Annotated in this window: 1 protein-coding gene; it reads right to left on the bottom strand. The window is 64.4% G+C overall.

Annotated features, from left to right (window positions below):
• Nucleotides 1–728, bottom strand: a 728-nt coding sequence (locus KHA85_RS16450; RefSeq protein ID WP_236885838.1) for an Ig-like domain-containing protein, incomplete at its 3' end; no start/stop codon positions are given.
• Nucleotides 729–1,060 lie beyond the last annotated feature (332 nt).

The following is a 1,060-nucleotide window of genomic DNA, read 5'->3' as shown; positions in this document are numbered from 1 at the left end:
ACGTTGACCTGTTTAGTGTTGTCGTCGGCGATGGACACATGCGCGTCACCGATGGTGAACGACGTCTGCTTGTCCTCTTGACCGTACAGTCCGCTCCCCAGCGGCGCGCCGTAGATGTTGGCCGCCGCGGTGATTTTCGTGCCCGCCGCGTAGTAGTGCTCCGGGCGCCAATGGGCGTTGTGGTCATCAACCCAATACCAGGAACCCTCGACGGCCGGAGCGGTCGTCACAGTCAGTCGGCGCTGCGCGGCCGCGCGATCGATGATGGGTTCATCAAAGTGGGCGACAATGACCGTGCCCACCCCGTAGGTGCCGCCGTCGCGCAGCGCCGCACCCGACGTCGTGGTCAGCGACACCGAAGCCTGAGTGCTGGGCGTGAGCGTGGTGAAACTCGACATCTGCGACGCGAAAGTTCCCGTCTGCCCACGACTGACCACGGTGAGGGTGTAGCTGCGGCCGTAACCCAGCGGCCCGCCGAGCTTCCACACCAGGTGATCGGGGGCCATAACACCTGGGATTGGCTTGTCTTGGTCGTTGACCATCCGCACGTCAGACAGCGTGCCGTTGACCGCGCTCACCGTGACCGCACCCAGCGGATCAACGTTCACCGCATCGGGGCCCGGAGTGACAGTAACGGTCGCAGGCATTTCAGCGCGCGGGACCGACGCTGTGAGCAGCGCACCGTTGTGGTCATCGCCTCGCCCGATCACCACCACCGCCACCGCCATCACACTGATCACAACGACCGCGCTAAGACTCAGGCGAGTTCGTCGACCGATAGACACCAGACGCCCCTTCTGTCCCTCTCACATTCGTTGTCACCGCCGTCGCGCAGGCTGCGACCAGCAAGGCATCAGCAGCTCCAAACCCCCGCCGACCTCGAGCATCGTAAACATTGAAGCTCGGGACCGGCCGAAGCTGCCGAATAGGGCAACCGCTGCCCCACCGCAGCGCTCCGAAGGCCGAACCCCATACCCCTTCAGGGTATAGCACGTCACCAACTTGTCCTGGCCGACAACGGCATCAACGATGACCCGGCCCGCACGCTCCACCCGCGAGC

The sequence above is a fragment of the Dietzia massiliensis genome, from assembly GCF_018390595.1.
Taxonomy (GTDB): domain Bacteria; phylum Actinomycetota; class Actinomycetes; order Mycobacteriales; family Mycobacteriaceae; genus Dietzia; species Dietzia massiliensis.
This window is presented reverse-complemented; position numbering and strand designations above follow the sequence as displayed.